The 17705-nt window shown below is 36.0% G+C and carries 9 protein-coding genes; 5 read left to right on the forward strand and 4 right to left on the reverse strand.

Annotated elements, in window-relative coordinates; translation table 11 throughout:
* Positions 1–173: 173 nt before the first annotated feature.
* From AC6CHK_RS05485 to AC6CHK_RS05500, 4 genes are all read left to right on the forward strand, one after another.
* On the forward strand, positions 174–2276 hold the full coding sequence (locus tag AC6CHK_RS05485) for a bifunctional aldolase/short-chain dehydrogenase (protein WP_498094311.1): 2103 nt from the start codon (positions 174–176) through the stop codon (positions 2274–2276).
* Positions 2277–2497: 221 nt separating this feature from the next.
* Positions 2498–3778 (forward strand): sugar isomerase, encoded by a 1281-nt coding sequence (locus tag AC6CHK_RS05490; protein WP_498094313.1) that lies wholly within the window; start codon positions 2498–2500, stop codon positions 3776–3778.
* A gap of 426 nt (positions 3779–4204) precedes the next feature.
* A complete protein-coding gene (locus tag AC6CHK_RS05495; RefSeq protein ID WP_498094315.1) occupies positions 4205–5590 on the forward strand; it encodes an FGGY-family carbohydrate kinase in 1386 nt (461 codons plus the stop codon).
* Between the two features lie 3 nt (positions 5591–5593).
* Complete coding sequence (locus tag AC6CHK_RS05500; protein ID WP_498094317.1) at positions 5594–6745, forward strand: alpha-hydroxy acid oxidase; 1152 nt, start codon at positions 5594–5596, stop codon at positions 6743–6745.
* Between the two features lie 30 nt (positions 6746–6775).
* Here the strand turns inward: AC6CHK_RS05500 and AC6CHK_RS05505 are convergent, their stop codons facing one another.
* From AC6CHK_RS05505 to AC6CHK_RS05520, 4 genes are all read right to left on the reverse strand, one after another.
* Positions 6776–7840 carry a GntR family transcriptional regulator gene (locus AC6CHK_RS05505; RefSeq protein ID WP_498094319.1) on the reverse strand — a complete coding sequence of 355 codons (1065 nt, stop codon included), beginning with the start codon at positions 7838–7840 and terminating at the stop codon, positions 6776–6778.
* 214 nt (positions 7841–8054) lie between these two features.
* The gene (locus AC6CHK_RS05510; RefSeq protein WP_498094321.1) at positions 8055–10190 is read right to left on the reverse strand and encodes a hypothetical protein; all 2136 of its coding nucleotides are present in this window, start codon (positions 10188–10190) and stop codon (positions 8055–8057) included.
* A 139-nt stretch (positions 10191–10329) separates the two neighbouring features.
* Complete coding sequence (locus AC6CHK_RS05515; protein ID WP_498094322.1) at positions 10330–13893, reverse strand: DUF4450 domain-containing protein; 3564 nt, start codon at positions 13891–13893, stop codon at positions 10330–10332.
* Between the two features lies 1 nt (position 13894).
* Positions 13895–15298, reverse strand: a complete 1404-nt coding sequence (locus AC6CHK_RS05520) for a glycoside hydrolase family 28 protein (protein ID WP_498094323.1) — start codon at positions 15296–15298, stop codon at positions 13895–13897.
* A gap of 246 nt (positions 15299–15544) precedes the next feature.
* Here AC6CHK_RS05520 and AC6CHK_RS05525 point away from each other — a divergent pair, with 246 nt between their 5' ends.
* Positions 15545–17695: an outer membrane beta-barrel protein gene (locus tag AC6CHK_RS05525; RefSeq protein WP_498094325.1), complete on the forward strand. Its 2151-nt coding sequence runs from the start codon at positions 15545–15547 to the stop codon at positions 17693–17695.
* Positions 17696–17705: the final 10 nt, after the last annotated feature.

Consider the following 17705-nt stretch of genomic DNA (forward strand, 5'->3'; position numbering starts at 1 on the left):
AAAATATTAATTCATATTTAATCTAAATGAATTACGTACAGCTGAATCGAAACGTGATAAATATCACTGTTAATTTATCTTTAAATAATCGATTCAGCAGTATAGTACGGGATGCTGTAAAAATTACTACAGTCTAAATTTGGGTTAAAATTCAGAAAACAAAAAGAAAACAAATGGAAAACGTAAAAACATTTAAATACGTAGATTATTTATGGGATGAAGAAAAAGCAGCATCTTTCGGAGATGATCAGGTGGCTTTATTTTTATACCGTTCAAACATATTAGGAGCAGATTTAAGAATTACAAATTATGGTGGGGGTAACACAAGTTGCAAAACCATCGAAAAAGACCCGTTAACCAACGAAGAAGTTGAGGTAATGTGGGTAAAAGGTTCAGGTGGTGATATCGGAACTTTGACAAGAAAAGGAATCGCCGGATTATATACGGAAAGATTAAGAAATCTTAAAAATGTTTACGGAGGTTTAGCAGACGAAGACAGAATGGTAGGTTTATTTGACCACTGTATTTTCGATTTGGAAAGCAAAGCGCCTTCTATTGATACCCCTCTTCACGGTTTACTTCCATTCAAACATATCGATCACCTTCATCCGGATGCATTAATTGCAGTAGCAGCAGCTAAAGACAGCGAAGCGATTACTAAAGAAATTTGGGGTGATACAATGGGATGGGTTCCATGGCAGCGTCCTGGCTTTGATTTAGGTTTACAGTTGGAAAAATGTTTAGCGGATAATCCGGGAATCAGAGGAATCGTTTTAGGCAGCCACGGTTTGTTCACCTGGGGAGATACTTCTTACGAATCTTATATCAACAGTTTAGAAGTGATCGAAATGGCTTCTGAATATATCGCTAAAAAAATCGAAGAAAAAGGACAGGTTTTTGGCGGACAAAAAGTAGAATCTCTGCCAGCTGAAGAACGTAAAAACAAAGCTGCTCAAATCATGCCATTGCTAAGAGGTCTAGCTTCTTCTGAAAACAGAATGGTCGGTCATTTCACAGACAGCGATGTTGTTTTAGAATACATCAACAGTAATGATTTGGAAAGATTAGCACCTCTTGGAACGTCTTGCCCGGATCACTTCTTAAGAACAAAGATTCAGCCTTTGGTGTTGACTTTACATAAGAACGAAGATTTAAGCGATTCTAAAGCTATTTTAGAAAAATTAAATCCTCTTTTCGAACAGTACAGACAGGAATACAAAGACTATTACGAAACCTGCAAACATCCAAACAGTCCTGCAATGCGTGACCCGAATCCGGTAATCATCATTTATCCTGGAGTTGGAATGTTCAGTTTCTCAAAAGATAAACAAACGACTCGTGTTGCCAACGAGTTTTATGTGAATGCAATCAACGTGATGCGTGGTGCAGAAGCAATTTCAGAATACACGTCTCTACCAAGACAGGAAGCTTTCGATATTGAATATTGGTTATTGGAAGAAGCGAAACTGCAAAGAATGCCTAAAGAAAAACCACTCTCAAGAAAAATTGCGATCGTAACCGGAGCAGGCGGCGGAATCGGACAGGCAATCGCTGACAAAATGGTTCAGGAAGGTGCTGTCGTAGTTTTCACAGATCTTAATCAGGAAGCTGTAGAATCTGTAACTGCAAAATATAGCAAAGATCAGGCAGTAGCAGTGACTTGCGACGTAACGAGCGAAGAGGCCATTGCCAACGCATTTAAAGAAGCTGTTTTAGCATTCGGTGGAGTAGATATCATCGTTCATTCTGCAGGTTTGGCTATTTCAAAATCTTTGGAAGATACCACCACAAAAGACTGGGAATTACTTGAAAATGTATTGGTAAAAGGTCAGTTTTTAATGGCTAAAAGTGGTACTGAAATCATGAAAAAGCAAAATTTAGGTGGAGATATCGTCAATATTGCAAGTAAAAACGGATTGGTTGCCGGACCGAACAACGTAGCGTACGGAACTGCAAAAGCCGCACAACAGCACATGACAAGATTATTAGCAGCAGAATTGGCCGCTGATAAAATCCGTGTGAATGTGGTAAATCCTGACGGTGTAATCGTTGGAAGCAAGATTTGGGAAGGTTCTTGGGCAGAAGGACGTGCAAAAGCAAACGGAATTTCTGTAGAAGAATTACCTGCATTTTACGCAAAAAGAAATTTATTAAACGAAATTATTCTTCCTGAAGACATCGCCAACGGAGTTTTCGCTTGTGTGGCGATCTTAGATAAAACAACAGGAAATATCATCAATGTAGATGGCGGAATGGCAAATGCCTTCCCGAGATAAATTTTAAAACAAATTATTTTAAATTGATGAATTAAAATTTTTGAACCATTAAGTTCTGATTAAGAAGTTTAGAATTATTAAGTTTAGCTTCGCTTTAAGAGGTGTGCTTAAAAAATCTATTTGATTTTTCTTAAAAAAACTTAACAAATTAAATAATCTTAATGGTTTAAGTTCAATATTTTAAATAAACTGATTCAATTTGAAAATTTAAAAAATAAATCATGATTATAGGAAAAGATATCATTGAACAACACAATAAAAACGAAGTTGAAAACTTTAATTCAGACTTTGATTTTCTACAAAATAAACTGACGAAATCAGGTTCAAACGTTGCTGAAATCGTTAACAAAATTGCCGATTTTCAAGTGGCAATTCCAAGTTGGGCTTTAGGCGCAGGTGGAACTCGTTTCGGAAGATTTTCTTACGGTGGTGAACCTGCTGTTTTGGAACAGAAATTAGATGATGTTGGATTGCTTCATGCGCTGACTCATTCTGCTGGAGCGGTTTCATTACACATTCCATGGGATATTCCAAGTGATGTAAGTGCATTGAAAGAAAGCGCAGCGTCTCACGGATTGATCTTTGATGCGATGAATTCAAATACATTTCAGGATCAGCCGGATGCAAAACATTCATACAAATTCGGTTCTTTAAATTCTGTAAACGAAGATTCTCGTGCTTACGCTGTTGAACACAACAAAGAAGTGATCAGAATTGGAAAAGAATTAGGCTCAAAAAGCTTAACCGTTTGGTTGGCTGACGGAGCAAGTTTCCCCGGACAGCTAAATTTTCAGACGGCTTTATCAAACACTGAAAAAAGCTTAAAAGAAATCTACGCAGGAATGCCGGAAGACTGGAAACTGTTCATAGAATACAAGCCTTACGAACCGAATTTCTATTCAACAACCATTCAGGATTGGGGAACGTCTTTCATGTTAGCAAATGCTTGTGGCGAAAGAGCTTTTACCTTGGTTGATCTCGGACATCATTTACCGAATACCAATATCGAGCAGATCGTTGCAACCTTGATGTATAAAGGTAAATTAGGAGGTTTCCACTTCAATGACAGTAAATATGGCGATGATGATTTGACGGTTGGTTCTATAAAACCTTATGCTTTATTCTTGATTTTCAATGAATTGGTGTACGGAATGGAAAACAATGCCAACAATCCTTATCCGGCTTGGATGATTGATGCAAGTCACAACATCAAAGATCCTTTGGAGGATTTGATACAGTCTTTGGAAGCGATTTTAATTGCTTATGCAACCGCACTTTTGGTCGACCAAAAAGCCTTAAAAACAGCACAGTTAAACAATGATGTTGTTGGTGCTCAGGATATTTTGCAGAATGCGTACAGAACAGATGTTCGTCCGTTACTAAAAGCTGCAAGATTACAAACAGGTGCAGCGCTTGATCCGATTGCGGCTTACAGAAACTTAAAGGTAAGAGAAAATTTAATTACCGAAAGAGGCTTGGAAACCAAAGCAACAGGATTATAAAATTCTGTTTTAAATTTGATAATTTCAACTTTCGGGTGCAATCGAAAGTTAATTATATATGTATCCTTATATAGTGCCGTTAAGGCGAAGTGTTTAGATTGTTAGGTTGTAAGGCATCGCTATTTAAGAAATCAGTGGATTTTTTCTTATTTTTCTTAACTTCTAAACACTCCTTAATGGTTGAAAATAATTAGGTGAAAATCTAATTTACAATTATTGTATTACTTTGCTAAGTGAACGCCTTTGCGATCTTAAAAACGTATAATAGTCAAAAAGTCTTTGTGAGCTTTGCGTTAAAAATAAATTATAAAGTAAACAGATTAGCGCCATTAGTGAAATATTTTCGCTACTTGTTTTAAGATAAAGAGATTGCTCGTCGCTTCTCTCTCGCAATGACAAAATATAAAAATTTAATTCATCTCAAGAATGTCCAAGAAAAAGGTAACCATCGTATTTGACATTGGCAAAACCAACAAAAAGTTCTTTTTATTTGATAAAAATTATAAAGAAGTCGTTCGTGAATATACCGAACTTCCGCTTACCACCGATGAAGACGGTTATCCGACGGAAGATCTTGTGGCGCTTCAAAACTGGATAAAAGATAATTTTAATGCCATTCTTGATGATGAAAATTTTGAGGTAAAAGCGATTAATTTTTCCACTTACGGAGCGAGTTTTGTGCATCTGGATCAGAAAGGAAATGTTCTGACGCCTTTGTACAATTATACCAAACCGATGGATCAGGAAATCCTTGATTTATTTTACGAAAAACACGGAAGCAAACTGAAAATTGCCCGCGAAACAGCATCGCCTCAAGCAGGAATGTTGAATTCAGGTTTGCAATTATTTTGGTTGAAATATAAACATCCGGAAATATTCAAAAAAATTCGTTATAGCCTACATTTACCTCAATATTTATCGTATTTATTTACCGGAATTTGTGTGTCGGAATTTACTTCAATAGGTTGTCATACCAATTTGTGGGATTACGACAAAGCCGATTATCACGACTGGGTTTATGAGGAAGAAATAGATGCTTTATTGCCGCCAATTGTACCAACTTCAGCGAGTATTAATACTTCTTACAGAAATAAAAAAATTAAAATCGGCGTTGGAATTCACGATAGTTCTTCAGCGTTGTTACCTTATATTTTAAGCAAAAAAGAACCGTTTTTACTTCTTTCGACAGGAACTTGGAGTATTTCTTTAAATCCTTTTAATGATGAAAGTTTAACCGATGAAGATATAGAAAATAATTGCCTGAATTACATGCGAATCGACGGAAAACGTGTAAAAGCATCCCGTTTTTTCATGGGCAATGAATACAAAATCCAGGTTGAGAAATTATGCGCTTATTACGGAAAAGAATATGGTTTCCACAGAGAAGTACAGTTTGATCAGGATCTGTATTTGCGTTTAATGAAAAATAAAAACATCTATTTTCGCTTTGAAGGAATTATTTTAAAACGAAAAATGATCACTGAAACAGATTTAAAATCATTCGCAACTTTTGAAGAAGCATATCATCAATTGATGATAGAATTGATGGATTTACAGATTCATACGATCAAAAATGCGATCGGAAATTCAGAGATTGAAAACATTTACATTGATGGCGGATTTACCGATAATGACGTATTTATGAAATTGATGTCTCACCATTTTCAGCATTACAATGTGATGTCTACACATTCTCCTTTGGGTTCTGCATTGGGAGCTTCGATGGTGATTTCGAACAAAAAAATAGACGAAACTTTTTTACAGCAGCATTATCAGATGAAAGTGCTTCAGCCTTTAATCCTTAATTTATAAAACATGTCATTTCCATTTGATACCAATTATGCTTCCCTCGAATTGCTGATTGAAAAAGCAAAAAAAAGAATGCCCCGTTTTGCTTTCGAATATCTGGATGGCGGCTGTAATGAAAACATAAACCGCGACAGAAATACAAGCGAATTGCGGGATGTTTTGCTTCGTCCGCGATACCTGAACAATAATTATGCGGAAGCCAATATGGAAACGGAATTATTTGGAGTGAAATATTCCGCACCTTTCGGAATTTCTCCCGTTGGTTTACAAGGATTAATGTGGCCGAATGCTCCTGAAATTTTAGCTAAAGCAGCTTTTAAACATAATATTCCTTTCATTTTAAGTACGGTAACGACAAGCAGTCTCGAAAGAATTGCTGAATTAACGGAAGGAAAAGCCTGGTATCAATTGTATCATCCTAGAGAAGAATGGTTGCGTGATGATATTCTCGACCGTTGCGAAGCTTCAGGCTATGATGTCTTGTGCGTTTTGTCAGATGTTCCAACTTTCGGATACAGAGCAAAAGAAATCAGAAATGGTTTGGCAATGCCTCCGCAAATTAATTTCAGAAACGTTTCTCAAGCTTTGGTAAAGCCGGAATGGTGTTTAGAAATGCTGAAACACGGCGTTCCGAGTTTTAAAACCATGGAAAAGTACATGGACAAAAACATGAATGTGAAACAGTTGGGGCAGTTCATGAATTCTACTTTTTCAGGAAGATTAAATTCAGACAGGATAAAAGCCATCCGTGATAAATGGAAAGGAAAATTGGTCATCAAAGGTGTCGCTTCCGATGAAGATGCCGCAGAAGCGGTACGTTTAGGATTCGACGGAATGATCATTTCCAATCATGGTGGAAGACAGTTGGATGCAGGTGAATCTACGATTGCAGTGGTAAAAGAAATCAGCGAAAAGTATAAAGATCAGATCAAAATAATGATGGACAGCGGCGTAAGAACCGGTCCGGATGTTGCCCGAGCATTGAGCTGTGGCGCAGAATTTACCTTTATGGGAAGAACATTTATGTATGCAGTCGGCGCTTTAGGTGATAAAGGCGGCGATCATATTATTGAAATGCTTAAAATGCAGTTCAGACAGGTGATGGAGCAGGTTTGTTGTGAAAAACCGGAAGATTTACAGAACTTCAGGGTAAAATAAATTTGTATTTTAGGACTAAATAATTAAGTTCTACAAAGAATCCCTTTGAATAAATTTAAAAACATTATTTACCTGTTCTTTTTTATTTTTCAAAATCATATAAGCGGCAGATTCTCCCATTGCTTTAAAATCTGTTGTAATTACGGTAATTCCGAGCAACTCTTTCAAAGGAGTTTCGTTGTAGGAAATAATTCCGATGTCTTTACCCAGCTCGAGATTTTTCTGTCTGATTTGTTTCACCAAATTCACTAAATCACGTTCGCGAATTGTGATGAAAATATCTTTGTCCTGCAATTCCATGTCGGGATAAATTTCATCGAGAATCTCATAATCCAGTTTAAACTTTTGGCAAAAATTCTCAAATCCGCGTACAATCCGAAAAGGATAAGGATGAATGGAACGATCAGGATAGACCAAAATGATTTTTTCGTACTTTTTTATTTTATCTAAACCTTCCGCTAATGCGTTGTAAATATCATGCTCAAAATCTTGGAAAATAGAGCCATATTCTCCTGAAATATTAGGTTTGGTATTGTCTAGCAACAACAGTTTGTTTTTAGGAATTTGTTCAATCATATCTAAAACTTGCTGTGTCGAGCTTGTATGCTTAGACTGTTCATCCCGAAAATGAGGCATAATCACATAATAATCAAATCCTCCTAAATTCTTTTTTAATGAATTAATGAAAAGCGTTTCGTCACAATGATAAATATACATTTCAACATTTCCTTTAGTACCGATTGCATTGACGAAATAATTGTAAATCATCATTTTATAAGTACTCGGTTTGTTGATCAAAAAGAAAATATTGATGATATCATTTTTATTGATACGCGAAATATAATATCCTTTACCTTTTACCGATTCGATGATTTGCCTTTTTCGAAGTTCTTTATATGCTTTTTCCACCGTATCTCTTGAGAGAAAACAGGATTCGCTAAGCTCATTGATAGATGGGATTTTTTCGCCAATTTTAATTTGGCCACCGTCAATTCCATTCAAAATTGAATCTACAATCTGTTTATATTTAGGAACTCTGGAGTGCTCGTTTATATTTATTTCGAATGTTTCTGCTATAGCTTTCTGGTAAGACATATTATTTAGTTTTAAAGAACTAATTTTAAAGAATTGATCAATAACGGAGACAAGTTACAAAATTTTTATAACTTATTATTTATATGTGTTATTACAATAATATATATTCATGATTGCTAAGATTAATTTAAGATTTATCATTAACATATTTTTGGAACAAATAAAAAGCCTGCTCTTTTCAGAACAGACTTCAACTAATATGAACGTAAAATTTTTAAGGCATTTTTTTGAATCCTTCTGCTTTTATTTTCCAGGATCCATCTTTCGGAAATCCGGGAAATGTACCTGTTGAATCATCCCAACCTTCAAGCATCATTGCAACAGTCGTCAGAACACCGCCGTTTCCGGGAAGGTAAATTCTTAAACGCTCATCCTGATAATTGTGGCCGTTTTTCAAATAAGTATTGGTTTGAATATCCATAAACAATGCGTCCAACGCTTTATTTGGAAGTCCCAATCTTGCGGCATTCATTGCAGTCATCGGAAAATCCCAACCCCAGGTATGCTCCCAATTCCATCGTTCCCAAACAATATCAAGAGTATTTTTCATGATTTTTTTATCCAGTTTTGGAGATTCAGGAACCATTCCTAAAGCGCCCAGAACTGCAGGATGATCGGTCATCCATTTTGGAAAAGTGAAAGAATCTTTTGCAGATTCAGTCGACAGATAAACGCCGTCCTGAACCGGAAGAGGAGCCAATTTTGCAATCACATCATCCCATTTTTTATCTCTCGGTTCACCCAATCTTTCTTTCCATTGTTGTGCCGTTTTAAGTGCCCAATCCCAATAAGCCACTTCATAAGTCGGATTGTAAGTATCTTTCGCAGGGAAAACTTCCTGCGCAGGAATCACGCCTTTGCCTAAATTATAACGTTTTTTCTCTTTGTCGTATGTTGCATAATCTGCCATAAATTCAGCAGTTGCGAAAACCAGATCTTTATATTTCTCTAAAACCTTTTTGTCTTGATTATTACGGTACAAAAGTTCGGTCATATAAATAAGATGCGGCTGTTGCCAAATCAAAAATGCGGCTACAGAAGACGGACTTTCGTTTCCTTCATTGTCTGACATTTTAATCCATCTTACGCCTTTGTAACCTTGTCTTTCGGCTAATTTTTTAGCTTTGTCAAACGATCTGAAATAGTAATCCAGTTGTTTTTCCATAATCTCCGGTCTTCCCCAAAGTGCAAAATGAACGCCGTGCCACCAATGCATTTCTGTATGCGGTTTCCCGTACCAGCTGTTGAATGTCAAGCCCGTTTCCTGAGGCGGATTGTTTCCTCCACATTGTACTTTTGTTAAATATTCTGACAATACAACTCTACGTTCCAGTTCGTTGGCTCTCGGATCTGTACTTCCTTCAAAATCAACGGCTGCACCGCTTTTCCAGAAAGATTCCCATCCTGAAACGCTTTCTTTTTCTGCATCGGCAAATAAGGTTTTACTGCTTTTCGGATTTTTAGCGGAAAACTCAACACTTAATTCTATCTTTTTACTTTTAGAAGATGGTTCGTAGACGAAATAATGTTTTCCGGCTTCACGCAACTTTCCGTCTGTAAAATACAATTGTGTATAATAATCGGTACTTTGCAGCTTATGATGAATCAATCCTTGTGTCGATTGTGACGAAATGATTTTTGTTACATGATCGTTTTCATTGCCATAAAAAGCAGCATCATCCAAAAATTGTCCTGTCGGAGAAGGATAGCGTGCGAAGACTTTTAGCCTGTTTTGTGCAATTAAATCTGACTCGATTTTAACCCCAATTTTATCAGAATTCTGAAAAGAAGCGGTCCATACTTTTACAGGTGTTCCGTCCAAAGAAAATTGACTTTCGATAATTCCGGTCCAGAGATTAAGGGTTTGTTTAATGTTTGTTAAATCTGAAATTTTTGCTTTCTGACCGTCTTTTTTAAGCAATTCAATTCCGATATTTCCCAACTGAAGACGGTGCTGATTGACGCGGTAATAGTTTACAGCTTCTTTGTTTCTTTCAGGCTCTTTCAGTTGCACGCTGTACAATGCTTTACGTCCTTCATTATTGAAGTCATAAGCTTTCAGCGTTTCCTCAAATTTATAATTTTCTTTATTCGGAAAGCTGTTCCACCCCCATTCAGGTTGGGTGCCAAGGGAAACGCCTTTTTTGTAATATTCGGGAAATGACTGCATTCCGGTAATGTCAACCGTGTAGGCAAATTTTCCGTTCCCAACCGTTAAAGAAGATAATGTGTCCGCTTTTGTATTGACCACATTATGACGCTGAACAACTTTTTTACGATCAATTTTTTGGGCATTTAAGGATGAAAACCCGATACAAAAAACACTCAGATATATTACAATTTTCTTCATTTTTTAATTTATTTCTTTTTGATTCACGCTTGTCATTCTGAATGAAACGAAGTGTAATGAAGAATCTCAATTTTCGAATAGATTCCTCGTTCCTCGGAATGACAAACTGTCAATTATATTTTATTTATTAATAATTTCATTATTTTAAAACAGTAGCACTCATCAGTCCAATCACGACATCATTACTCACTGCAGTTAATTTTATTGATTTTAATTCCTTTTTTTCGTCAATCGGCAAATCCAAGATAGTTGCGGCACCGCCTTCAACAGCTCGGTTTGTGTATCCTTTAATTTCTGAATATTTCGTCAAACTTCCGCCTTTGTACAGTTCACCGGTTTTTAACTTTACTCGATACGGGATTTTATCATCCGGAATTTCAAAAGCAAAATTATCATCAAACAAATCCTGCTCAATCGGCCACCAATTCACAGGATTTTTTAGTTCTAATTCTGTGATCGAATCGTCTGAATATTGAACTGTAATTTTCCCATTAATGATTTGCGACTGCATCGGATTGGTTGAACCTGCCAAAAGAAAATAGATTTTTTTACCTTTTCCTGTCAACGGAATTTCAATTGAATTTGGAAAATTATCCCAAAGGCTCGCAAAAACAATATTCTTGTCTTCATCATTAATTAAAAACGGAATTCCCAAAAATTCTAGTTTTCCGTTTTTCCGTTTTGCCATCAATCCGCTGTCGTCGATTGGAGTAGTTGCCAAAGGATAACACCAGTTTCCGATTCCTTGCCACGGAAGCTGCAGCGTAGGAACATTCGGTCTTGGCGAAAGATATTTCTGATTAAAAATATTGTTTACACGATCATTATATTTTGATTGCAACGAAACCGTATTGAAATCTCCTTTATTTTGAATTTCCCAATCTGTAATTTCAATATTTTGTTTGATTCCGTTGTAATCTAATTCAACAGCATTCGTTCCTTTACTTAAAATGTTTTCCGGAATTTCAATAAATGTTGTTTGATTTTTTTGAGCTGAAAAAGTTTTGATTAAACCATTAACATTCAGTTTTCCATTAATATCATTCAATGATTTAGATTTAATCTGAAGCTTTTTATTCATCCATTTAGTTTGCAAAGGATATTGAATATCCACATTCACAGGATGCCACCATTTCGTTCCGTTTTGTTCAAGCTGAACAAAAAAGGTCCCTTTTCTTTCTTCTTTTACTAAATTAAATTGATTTCCGTCCCGGTTTTTTATCAGTTCCTGCGGATCGTGAATTTGTAGAATTTTCTTTTTTGAATCAAAATTAAGCTGAAGATTTTCAGAGATATAATTAACAAAATCTGTTTTCTCATTTGTTAGTTCATTTCCGGAATAATTAATTTCAATATTAAATTCTTTTGCTTTTTCAGCTTCAAACTGAATAAAAGGTTGTGAAATAGAATTGGTTTGTATCGTCCATTTCACTTTTTTACCATTTACTTTTACGGATTTTATTTTTGTATGATTTACTGGAATTATTAATTCGAGCGAAACCGGATTTGCATAATTTGATTTAAACCAATAATTCGCTTTTTTCGAGGTTCTGTTGAATTTAAATTCCCAATCCGGAAGTTGCAATTCAGCAAAATTCCAGTCTTTTGGAAATCCAGGTTTTATGTTGATTTTATTTTCTAATAATTTTGGATAAACACCAAAAAGTCCTTCCGTTAAAGTTCTTGCAGCAACACCAATCGGATCAGCAAAATCACGATACAATTCTCCACGAAACGCGTCATAATGCGATAGCTGTTCAAAATTTCCCGGACTGATTCCGTAATACATACTTTCAGCAAGATTGCCTTTCCAAAGTCGGAATGCGTCTTCATTTCTTCTTGCTTGCCAATACGCCAAAGCCGTTTGTAAATTTTCTGCCAAAGCCACATTGTTGATCGACCACGTGTATGGTTGCCAAGTTGTAGTCGCCAAAGTGTAATAGTTTTTGGGATTTTCACCTTTCACTTTTACAGGAATGTGCGGAATATGATTTTTGATGTATTGTGTGTTTTGATAATCTTCAAATTCATTCAAAATATACGCATCTGAAACATGATAAATCGACCAGATTCCGGGCTTGTCGTGAAGAATCTGATTTCCCAAAGCATCTTTAAATTCGGCAAAATGACCTTTGTTTTTAATCCAAAGCTGATTTTTCATGGCTTTTAAAATAGATTCTGCTTCTTTTTCATAAGGAATAGAATCTTCGCCAATGATTTTTGCCAGCTTCGCCATTTCACGGTTGGCTCTGTAATTATATGCTGAAGTATGAGTCACTTTTCCACCGGAATACTGCAACGCATCACTCGCCCAAATCGCAGCATACGCATCATAAAGTTCGCCTCGCTTAAAATTTCGTTTTTCCCAATCCATGTGACGGACCATCGTCGGCCACATTTTCTTTAAAAATTCAACATCACCTGTATAATTAAAATGCGAAAACATCTGATCAAAGAAAACCAGATTCATATCGTAATGATGAGGTTTTGAATTGTCGTTCGGATTTCGCGAAATATATCCGCTTGAGAAAACTGAAGTTCCCATCTTTTCTGCATGTCTGGCCAAATGCAAAAGCGTATCCATTTCAACAGGCGCAGAATCTGGTTTCAAAACCTGAGAATTTGAATAACTTCCAAAATGTTCTTTTGCTCTGTCGTGCCAGCTGAGAACATCGGCTGCGTAAGCTCCACGCCAAGCATTTAACCTCATTCTCCAGGCAACGGCGCCGTGAAGGAAAGTCGGGCTTTCCCAAATTCCGTCTGCGGCAACGGCAAGAGTTGCTCCGAAATTATTCAGATCTGCATCCGGAGTTTTTAGCTGAACTCTGTTGATTAATGACAATCGGGATTGTTCGGCTTCGCTAAATAGAGTTTCAAGCTGTTCGTCTGAAAGTTTTTTATCAGATTTTCCTTTTGCAATTTGAATGTAAACAGGACTTTTTTGTGTTGAATAAGAAGCGTAAACAATTGGAGATTTTTCTGCTTTATTTTGTGTGAAATCAGATAGTTTTTCCAAAGTTTTTGCATCAGTTAATTGTAAAGAATTTACGTTTGAAAAACTTCCGTTGACAATCTGAGTTTCCTTTTTTTTATTAAAATATGAAAGCTCAAATTGGTTTTTATTCAATTGAAACAGATTGCCTTCACAATATTCCGGAAGCAAATAAAATCCTGATTCCGGATCAGCACCAATATCACCATTTCTGCTGAATGTTTTTCCGCTTGCTCCGCCGTAAACTGCATAGATTTTTGTATTGGAATCTACATTTTGAGTTTCCATTTTTAAAATTAAGCCTTCTTCTTTTGAATGTGCTAAAACCGTCAGTTTTAAACTTCCATTCCCAAAAATTTGATCTTTAATTTCATACAACATCGAGCCCGGACGATAACGGGTTTCAATTTTATCTGCTTGAATTAATTTTTTAATAGAATTTCCTTTTTGGATGGCAAACTGAAGGTTGCCGCCCATTCCGGGAAGATATAGTGCAAATTCGGGTAAATCTCCAGCTTCCACCCTTGAAGCACGGTTGTTTCCATACAAAGCACGATTGAACCTGTATTTTCCATTGACCAATAAAAAGTCGCCTTTGTCTTCTTTATAATGCAGTTCTCTTTCATTTTTCTGCCAATGTTTGGATTGAGAAAAAGAATGTGAGAATGCAGATAAAACGATAAAGCCCGCTAAAATGGATGTTCTTCGCATTTTATTTTTTTAAATCAGTTAATGGCTGTCCGTTGACGATCACGTTTTTTAACGTCACATTTTTCAGGAAATCAACTTTATAAGGAATCTGAACGCCATCAATTTTAGCGTTGATCATTGTGAAATCTGTTACAGGCGAGGATTCATAAGCGCTGGAAAGAACAGCGTATTTTCCACCGCCCTTCACCTGCAAATTTTCCACCCAAATGTTTCTAATCGTTGGAATGAAGTTGCCCGGTTTTTCATAAAACATATTGAAACGTACAGCAGCCTCTTTATATGAACCAACTTTGGTATTGTAGAAAAACACATTTTCAACCGTTCCGCCGCGGCTTGAACTGGTTTTGATGCGAAGTGCTCTGTCGAGATTTTTACTGTCCATTACATTTCCTATTGCGTAGATATTTCTAGCTCCACCTGCAATTTCGCTTCCGATAACCACGCCACCGTGTCCGTCTTTCATTTCACAGTTTTCAATAATATGGTTTTCTGCAGGTCTTCCGATGTCTCTTCCGTCTTCGTCTCTTCCGGATTTTATGGCAATACAGTCGTCTCCTGTATCGAAATATGAATCTTTAATCCATACATTTTTACAAGCTTCAGGATCGAAACCGTCATTATTTGGACCATGACTGATTACTTTTACTCTTTCAATCAAAACATTTTCACACAAAACAGGATTCAGATTCCACATTGGAGAATTTTTCACCAAAACATCCGCCATATAAAAGTTTTTAGACTTGTAAGGCTGAACAAAATTCGGTCTCAGATAATATCCGTCGCCGAAAATTCTTTCTCTTGCAGGCTTTCTCTGAGCCATATATTCGTGAAGCTTTGCGCGGGCAGGATTTTGTCTTCCCGGGCGGGATTCGTCCCAGCCATATTTTCTTGCACCACACCAAAACCACCAATTGTCGTTATCTGAGTTTCCGTCCAAAGTTCCCTTTCCGGTTACCGCGATATTTTCTTCCTCGTAAGCATAGATTAAAGATGAATAATTCATACATTCCATTCCTTCCCAACGTGTGAATACGATAGGGTAGTCGTTGCTATCTTGACTGAATAAAATCGTAGAACCATCACTTAAATGTAGGTTAACGTTACTTTCTAAATAAATCGCTCCTGTTAAGAAAACTCCATTGGGAACGACAACTCTTCCGCCGCCTTCTGCACTACATTTCTCAATCGCTTTTTTAAAAGCTTCTGTATTTTTTGTTTTTCCATCACCAACTGCACCGAAATCAGTAATCAAATAATCAACTTTTCTGAATTCTGGTTTTTTGATCTGCTTTTTTAAAGCTTTGATTTCTTTTAAAGGTTGCTTTGCAGAAGTCCACGGCTTATATTGTGCCGAAATGGTAATTGATATGATTAATGCGAAAAGGATTAAAGCATGTTTTTTCATAATGATAGAGATTTTAATTTTCAGATAATCATCTTTATTTATCGCAATCTAAAATAATTGTTGCTAAGAATTATCCTGCACTGTCGGCATCATAAAATTTCATTTAATTTAAATTTAAGAATTGTTTTATAATGTATTAGAAACGGATTATCCAGCTTATTTGGATATTAACGTAATTTAACATTCAAAGGATGTAACAAATATTCCCATACTGGTGTCTTATAGGTAATAAAAACTAAAGTTTTAATGAAAACCATATTAACACCGATCGCATTTTTAACAGGAATTCTGGCTTATTCACAAACAAACGATACAATAAAATCAAAAGGGAAAGAAATAGAAGCTGTTACATTAACTTATAAAAAACCAACGGTGGAATCTAAAGTTGACCGTACTGTTTTTAATGTAGCAAACAGTTCGATTCTTGCAGGAAATACAACCTGGGATATCCTACGAATGACCCCTTTGCTAAGTGTCGACAGCAATGATGCTCTGAAAGCAGAAGGTGAATCTGTAACGGTCTATATCAACGACAGAAAATCTGTTTTTACAGGAAAAGAACTGAAGGATTATCTGCAAACCATTCCCGCTGATAATCTGATGAAAATCGAGGTGATTACCAGCCCGTCGTCAAGATATGAAGCTACAGGATCTGTAATCAATATTGTTCTTAAAAAACGTGATGACGAAGGCATGAAAGGCAGTATTACCTTCAACAACAGACAAAATACTCAAAATTCTCAATACACCAATTTAAATATAAATTATCACAAAAAGAAATTTACCCAGACTTTTATAGGAAGCTACAGCGATAATACTTTTGTATCGAGAAACTCATTCATCAATACAGTATATAAAAATAATGAGGTGACGGCAGGAAATACAGTTAACATTTATAAAGGCAAAAACCCGTCGATATCTTCCACTTCAGAGTTTGAAATCAATGATAAAAATACAGTTGGAGTTGTTTTGGAATTGTATCAGGGAAAAAGAAACAATTCTTCTGAAGCAGATGGAATGCGCCATATTAATGATGTTTTGGATTATTCTTATGACCAGGTCCAAAACTCGTCAGCACTTAACCGTGCGTTGGGAACGAATGTTTTTTACAAATATTATGACAAGGAAAAAAACAGAATTTTGGATATCAATTTAGGAACCAACTACAATGATCAAAACGATAATAATAATTTTCTTAAAAATACAATATCGAGCGTAGATCCTTCTGTCAGCGAAATTGGGGTACTTACTGATACTAAAAACAGAAATTATTTTATTAAAATTGACTATACTCACCAGTTGGGAAAATCCGGAGGGAATTTTGAAGTGGGCGGAAAGATGGATTTTAATAATAATGTAATTGCAAACAATTTATCCGGAAATCTGCTTGATGGTCTTAGTACAAAAGATGTTTTTCGTTATGAAGACAATATAAATTCATTATATTTAAATTATTCTAAAACTTTCTTTGAAAAACTTGAGGCTAGATTTGGTATCCGATACGAATATATAGATTATAAAATCCGTCAGGATATTGCCGGAGCTTCGAGAAATGATTCATACGGTAATTTTTTGCCCAATATTTTGTTGAAATATTCTTTTTCGGATAAATATGACTTGAGTCTTACGTACAACAAAAATCTTTGGCGGCCTTGGTATTCGGAGTTTAATCCTTTTATGCAGCCAACAAGTGAAGGATTTTATTCCCGTGGAAACATCGACCTGAACCCAAATCCAAGCGATAGGCTGTATATGAAGTTTGGATTCTTAAAGAAATATTTTCTTTCTGCAAGATATATGTACATCGATCAGGATTATTGGACATCGTATCTGACGGAAGGTGATAAAATTATCTCCCAAGAAACCAATTTCCTTGGTAAAGTGCACAAATACTTTGTATACGCCAATACCAATCAGTCGTTTTTAAAAAATAAATTAAATGTGAACCTCAGTCTCGGCTGGAATTATATTGACAATAGTGACTTCAATACCAGAAACAGCCTGAGCAGGGCAAGCAACTACATCAGTTATTGGGCTGGTTCAACCAATTTATCATATACGAATCTCTTTAACAAGAATATCAATCTGAGCGCTTGGGTTGAAGTTTCCAATCAGAATAACGGGAATTCTTATGCGAACAGAACCAACGTTTTCCATAATCTATCCGCAACAAAAATCTTCCCGAAAACACAGATGGAATTTAGTGTACAGCTGATCAATATTTTCAGCAGGCCCAATTTTGATTCAACCACTTTCAATCAGATCGGCAGTTTCAGAAATTCAAATAAATCCGATTGGTACGGAGTTTCATTTTCATTCGTAAAACGTTTTGGAAATCAAAAGGTAAAGGAAAATACCAAAACCGATGTTGAGAAAAGCGGCGGTGGCGGAAAATAGCATTTTCTTT

Source organism: Chryseobacterium sp. GQ58 (genome assembly GCF_059758895.1).